Source organism: Kitasatospora sp. NPDC032150 (assembly GCF_055579945.1).
The window spans coordinates 1-5,710 of the sequence record NZ_JBVIMH010000079.1; the positions used below are offsets into that span (position 1 = coordinate 1).

At 72.4% G+C, this 5,710-nt stretch carries 5 protein-coding genes; 3 read left to right on the forward strand and 2 right to left on the reverse strand.

The annotated features are described in order from the left end of the window. Positions 1-572 precede the first annotated feature (572 nt). Positions 573-2,231 (reverse strand): hypothetical protein, encoded by a 1,659-nt coding sequence (locus tag ACZ5ON_RS35590; protein WP_465601658.1) that lies wholly within the window; start codon positions 2,229-2,231, stop codon positions 573-575. A gap of 314 nt (positions 2,232-2,545) precedes the next feature. Between ACZ5ON_RS35590 and ACZ5ON_RS35595 the strand changes: the two genes are divergently transcribed. Further along, positions 2,546-3,301 (forward strand): hypothetical protein, encoded by a 756-nt coding sequence (locus ACZ5ON_RS35595; protein WP_465601661.1) that lies wholly within the window; start codon positions 2,546-2,548, stop codon positions 3,299-3,301. Positions 3,302-3,605: 304 nt separating this feature from the next. On the opposite strand, the gene ACZ5ON_RS35600 is transcribed toward ACZ5ON_RS35595, so the two are convergent. After that, positions 3,606-4,193 (reverse strand): restriction endonuclease, encoded by a 588-nt coding sequence (locus ACZ5ON_RS35600; RefSeq protein WP_465601665.1) that lies wholly within the window; start codon positions 4,191-4,193, stop codon positions 3,606-3,608. A 340-nt stretch (positions 4,194-4,533) separates the two neighbouring features. Between ACZ5ON_RS35600 and ACZ5ON_RS35605 the strand changes: the two genes are divergently transcribed. Together ACZ5ON_RS35605 and ACZ5ON_RS35610 are read left to right on the forward strand one after the other, a co-directional pair. Then, a complete protein-coding gene (locus ACZ5ON_RS35605) occupies positions 4,534-4,923 on the forward strand; it encodes a hypothetical protein (protein WP_465601668.1) in 390 nt (129 codons plus the stop codon). A gap of 90 nt (positions 4,924-5,013) precedes the next feature. Continuing rightward, positions 5,014-5,616: a hypothetical protein gene (locus tag ACZ5ON_RS35610; RefSeq protein ID WP_465601671.1), complete on the forward strand. Its 603-nt coding sequence runs from the start codon at positions 5,014-5,016 to the stop codon at positions 5,614-5,616. Positions 5,617-5,710 lie beyond the last annotated feature (94 nt).

Sequence of the window (5,710 nt, forward strand, 5' to 3'; positions counted from 1 at the left end):
AACACGGGAAGTGGCGCTGTCACGGGCAGCGACCGTATCACCGCTTCTCCGGCAGCTCGGCTGGGCCGATCCGCCGGGCATAGGTGTCCTTCTAGTGGTGGCTCGGGCGGGTGCATGCCCGGCCTTCAGGCCAGCACCCGACAAAAAGGCACAGAACGACCTCTGAGAGCGGTAGCGGTGGCTTGGACGCCTTGTTCTGAGGCTCTGGCCGGCTCGGATCGGGTCTGGCCTTGGGCTGGGACCAGGGCACAGGTGACAGTGGGTTGGGCGCCCCCGCTTCGCAGATGCCTGCCTGAACCGGCAAGCCCGGTCCCGAGCTGGCCGCTGCCGGCTGAAGCCGAGTGCGGGGTTGCAGCCCGCTGGAAGTTATCTCTGCGCAGAACTTCCTGGGTCTGCGGCGGCTGTCACGGCACGCCGACCGGATCGCCGCTCCTCACCTCGGCCGGACGCGCCTTCAACCCGCGGTGGCCCGGCTGTCCGGTGGGCCACCACGCGTTACCAGCACGGGTAACGCGTTTGTCCTGGGGCGGGCACAGAAATCCCGGACTCAGTGAAAAGCCGGGGCGCAGCGTCTACAGCAGCCCGCCCAGGGGCCAGAGGCGCTCGGCGAGGCGGCCGCGCAGCTGGCCGTCGGCGGTGTCGGTGTCGGTGAGCCAGTCGGCGGCGACCAGCAGTTCGGCGTGCTCGGTGATCTCCTCCGTCGGCAGGGCGCAGAACGCGGCGGCCGCCTGAAGCGGGATCCCGCCGTCCTCGGGGTGGCCGAGGTGGCCGTCGGGGTGGATGTGGGCGGCGGTGTACAGGGCGAGGAGCCGGGTGGCGGCGCCCGTCTTCTTCTTGCGGAGCTTGCGGTCGCCGACGGTCTTCTGGGCCCAGCCGGAGAGTTTCGGGCGGGTGGACTTGCCGAAGGTGAACGGGTACGGATCACGGGGCAGCAGCGAGGGCACGGTGACCAGGGTGGGGCTCTCCGGCCGGGAGGCCAGGGCCTCGGTGACGGTGCCGGGCAGGCGCAGCCAGTTTGCGGCGACCAGTTGGTCCAGGACGCGTTCGGTGTCGTCTGCGAGCCAGCCGGTGAGGTCCTGGCCGGTGACGTTCCCGGTGCCGGTGCGCGCGGTGCGCAGGGTGAGCATGAGGACGGCGAGGTGGACCTGCGGGTCGTGGTGCGGGGCGTGGGCGGCGACGTAATCCAGCACGGTGCGGGCGCAGGCGGCCTGCTGACGGGTCAGCAACCTTTCCACCACGACCTCGCGCTGGCCGTCGGTGCCGTCGGGCACGTAGGCGGTGCGGTTGCGGTGGGTCTCGCGTTCGGTTTGCGCCGCCTGCCGGGCCCGCTGCGCCTCCAGGCGCAGGTTGGCGTCGCCGGTGACGTCGGCCCACAGGTCGAACGCGCGGGCCTTGCGTTCCTGGAGCTCGGCGAGCAGCGCGTGGTCGGGTTCGGGGCGCTTTTGGTGGGCGCGGAAGGCGTCGCCGAGTTCGATGAGCTCTGCGCGCAGGGAGTCGGGCTGCAGGTTGGACGGCACGATCCGCTGTGCGATCTTCCCGCACCGCTTCGGGCTTTGCGGTGTTACGGCCGGTGTAGCGGTGCGGGCACCGGGCACGGCCGGTGCGGCGGTGGGGGAAGGCGGCTCGGTCGTGGGGGAGGGGATGTGGTCGGAGAACGCCGCCGCCACGCCCTGCGCCGCGACCGTGCCGCCCGCGCGTTTTTCCTGCGCGGTCGGCTTCCCGCCCGCCTGGTCTGCCGCGGCGGGCGCGGTGCGGGCCGTGGGCACGGCGCTGGCCAGCACCCGGCAGCCGGGGGTGGCGGCCGCGCAGCGCGCGCATGTCTCCGCCAGCCGCCACAGCCGTCCCGTCCGGTCCGCGTACACCGCCAGAACCACCGGGCCGCCGCACCGCACCGCCCCCGTTACCGCCGCCGGCCGCGTCCCGCCATGCCGTCCGGTGCTCGCATCCGGGTCGGCGACGTGCCACGCGCAGGCGCCGGCCAAACAGGCGCAGTACGCGTGACCTCGCGGCCCCCCGCCCGTACGGACGCGGGCGACGTGCAGCTTGACGTGCTCCACCGCCGCCCTGCGCCCCTCGGCCGTGCTGGGGAAGCGCTGATCGGCGCAGGCCGCTCCGGAGCAGGACAGCCGGACGGTGCCGGCCGTAGGGCGGCCGTGCGGGTCCAGGCGCACTGTGAACACCCGTCCCACGACGCGTTCCTGCTGCGTGCCGGTCTCGACCTGCGTTACCACCTGCGACTCCCCGCGCTGCGTCAGGCCCGGTGATCCGGGCCGGTCCCATCATCGTGGATCCGGCACATCGCCCGGGTCAGTCGGCGACACGCCGCGCCAAAGATCGGCGGACGGGCCGGCACCCCTGCACGCGGCCGAGACCGCCCGCTACCGTCCCGGTCCGCCCATTCGGCAGTTGCGGCACCCAGCTCAACTGCCAGCCGCCCGGGTGGATTTCAGATTCCCGCACGCTGCCGGGCCGGTGTCCGTACGATCGGCTCGGCTCTGACGGGTGTGCCCAGCTGATCCGGCCGGGCAGGGAAGGGGATGCCGTGATGGCGTTGGTCGGCTGGATGGTGATCGGCGCGCTCGTGGTCGCCGGCGTGATGAGCTGGCGGATGCAGCGCTACCCCGGCGGCTGGCGGTACGCGTTCGCTCTGCAGTACGTCGCCGAACGCAGGGACTTGGACGCCGCCCGACGCGCGCTGCGCGGGCTGCGGGACCAGGCGGCCCGCGAACGCGAGACGGCCAGCGGCGGCGTTGAGCTGGCCGAGCTGGCACACCAGGGCCGGATCGATGCGGCCCGGGCCCGTCTGGCCGCGCTCAAGAACCCCGGCACGGGTCTGCTGCGGGACTCCGTCGGGGGCTTGTGGCTGTACGAGCACGTGCTGGAGGCGCGTGCGGACGGCCGGGCCACCCAGTACCCGCTGCACCAGGTCTCGATCCGCGACGAGTACTCGCCCAAGGCCGGCCACGTCTACCTGGCACTGGCGACCGGCCGTCAGCAGATGGTGTCCGTCGCGCTGGACGAGGCGACGTCGGAGACCGAGGTGCGGGCGTTCGTCGTGAAGGTGGCCAACGCCGCCGCCGACGCCAAGGCGGCCAAGGCAGAGCGCCTGGCGAAGATTCCGCAGGCCGAGGCCGAGCTGCGCAAGGTGACCGCCGACACCAGCGGCCCCGAGCAGGCCCGCCAACGACTCGCCGATCTCACGGCCCGCCAGAAGTCGGACGCTCGCATTCCCCGGGCACGCCGTGAACTGGACGCGGCACGCGACCGGTGGGAGAAGCTCACCGGCCACCGCCCGCAATAGCCCGGCGGCCGGGCAGCGGCCGGCACCGAGCACTACTGGCGCCTCGAACTCGAACCCGCCCCCCGCTTGTGCCTTGGCCACCTCGAGCACGGCGCCGACGCCGACCGCTTCGTCCGGACCGGCGCGCACCGACCCGTTCCCCCTCGACATCGACCCCGCCGCGCTGCTGCGCAGGTAGCGCCGTGCCGACGGCCGACTCCGAAGCGCCGTGGAGGGGCGGCTGTCGGCTTTGCCGAGCGGATCGGCGATGGCGGCCTCGGCGGGGGCGGGGCGGGAGCGATCAACTTCAGGGGTGGGGGGCGATTCAGCCGGCCGGTCCGAGTTTGCGGTTGGTGCCGGAGCGGGCGATGTCCAGCTCGAGGAGCGATGACAGGGGGGTGCCGTTGTTCCAGAAGCCGAGCAGGTCGACATCGACGAGGGTGATCTGCTGCCCGGCGGCGAAGGTGCGGGCCGGCCTCGTGAAGACGCAGGACGCGACGAACAGCGGCACGTCCGCGCCGTGGTGGAGGCGGGCAGTGCCGTTGAACTTCTGGACCTCGCCGCTGCCGACCGTTCGATGTGCTGCGTAGCGTTTGCACTGGACGACGAGGCGGCGGCCGTCGGGCAGGATGGCGGTGACGTCGGCGCCCAGGTCGCCGGCGCCACCGACGCGCTGGACGCCCGTGCAGCCGTCGCGCCGGCACAGCGCGGCGACGTGCTCCTCGAACTGGCGGTCGTCCATGGCCCAGATGGCGTCCATGGACCGGCGCCCGGCCAGGCGGGCGTCCTCGGCGAGGCGGACCTGCTCAGCGGCGGACTCCCGGCGTCCGGCCCGCACCAAGGTGACGACGAGTGCCACCGCGGCCAGCGCTCCGAGCACGATCACCAGCACCACCATGTTGGTCCCCCTCATCGGCCCGCCTGTTCGCCGCTCTTCTTGCTGCCCACCCGGTGGGACGTTCACGCGGGCCACCGCACCGGTGCCATCGGGCCGTGGCGGCTGCCGGTGACCGCTGCGGGTGGCTGCTCGGTCCCGGGAAGTTGGGCCCGTTGTCCCGCAAGCGGGCTGCTCTTGGTGGCACGATGAAGCGTCCATGCAGGTCGGACCGTTGAGGGTCGGTGTTGGCGGCGGACAAGCGGCGGATCCAGACGGCGGTGCTGGGCGGGGCGAACTCGGAGGAGCCGCTGATCCTGCCGCTCGAGGCGATCGAGTTGGACGCCTTCCGCCGCCAGCACGCCGAGGACACCTTCTGGTGCGGGCTGCTGCTGGGCGGCTGCGGCACCCAGCTCACCACGAGGTGCCGGTGCCCGAGCCGGCACTGGGCTCGGCCACTGCGGCCTGGGCGAAGCGGGCCGCGACTACGCCCTCGGCGACAGCCTGGTCCACCTCACCTGGCCGGGCTCGAAGCTTCGGCCGGACCGGCTGGCACACTCTGACCACCGCGCTGGACAACCCGGACGGCGGCCGGCTCCTCGCTGTCGAGCAGGCCCGCGGGCGCGTCCTCGGGCTCCTCCAGGACCGGGCGGGCCCGTTCGCCGAGCCATGGCCGACCTGGGCACCCGATCCGGCCTGGCCGCTTCCCGTCCTGCCCGACGGCGCCGTCAGCGAGGCCGGCTGGGGCCGCCAGCAGGAAGGGCGGTAGTGGATACTTCCCGGGCATTGCCCCGCCGAACGCCTGGGCCGCATCGGCCCGACCGGCATGCTCCAAGAAACAAAGCCCTATGGTGATCCAATGGACCTGGGGGCGGTACTGATTGCGATCACCGGTGTGTCAGGCACACTGGGCGGTGCGTTGCTCACCCAGCGGGGCGCCGCACGGGCCAAGGAGCGCGAGCTCGAGACGAGCCACGCCATCCAAGAGGCCCGCGACAACCGCGAACTGCGGCGACGCTGCTACACCGAACTCCACCGGGACGCCCGGCAATTCGCCACAGCGCTGAGCCGCCACCTGTACGTCATGCGGGATCGTGCAGCCAGCGAGGAGGACATTCGGGCGCTTGAAGGAGCCAAGGACACCCACCGGGATCGCTGGTCCGAGACGCTGATGATCGCCCCCGACACGGTGATCGGACCGGCCAACGAGCTGAACGATGCACTGACCCGGGTGTACGGGCAGATCAAGCGCATCGAACAGGGGAACCCCAGGAGGGATGAAACCCTGCGGTCCGCCGCCGAGGCGCAACAAGCGCTCTGGCCCCTGATACGCGCCACCAGAGAGGCAATGCGCAGTGACCTGGGTGTCACGGGAGCCACCCCTTGGCCACAGTCGAACTCGTTCGACGACCCGGCGATGATCGGCGACTTCGAGGAACCGCTCGGCGACCCCGACAGCTAAGACCGACCGGCAAATGGATCACTTGAGGCGTCGGGTGGTCGGGCGTCCGTCCCAGCGGTAGCGGGTGGTGGCACGGCGGATCAGCATGCGGAGC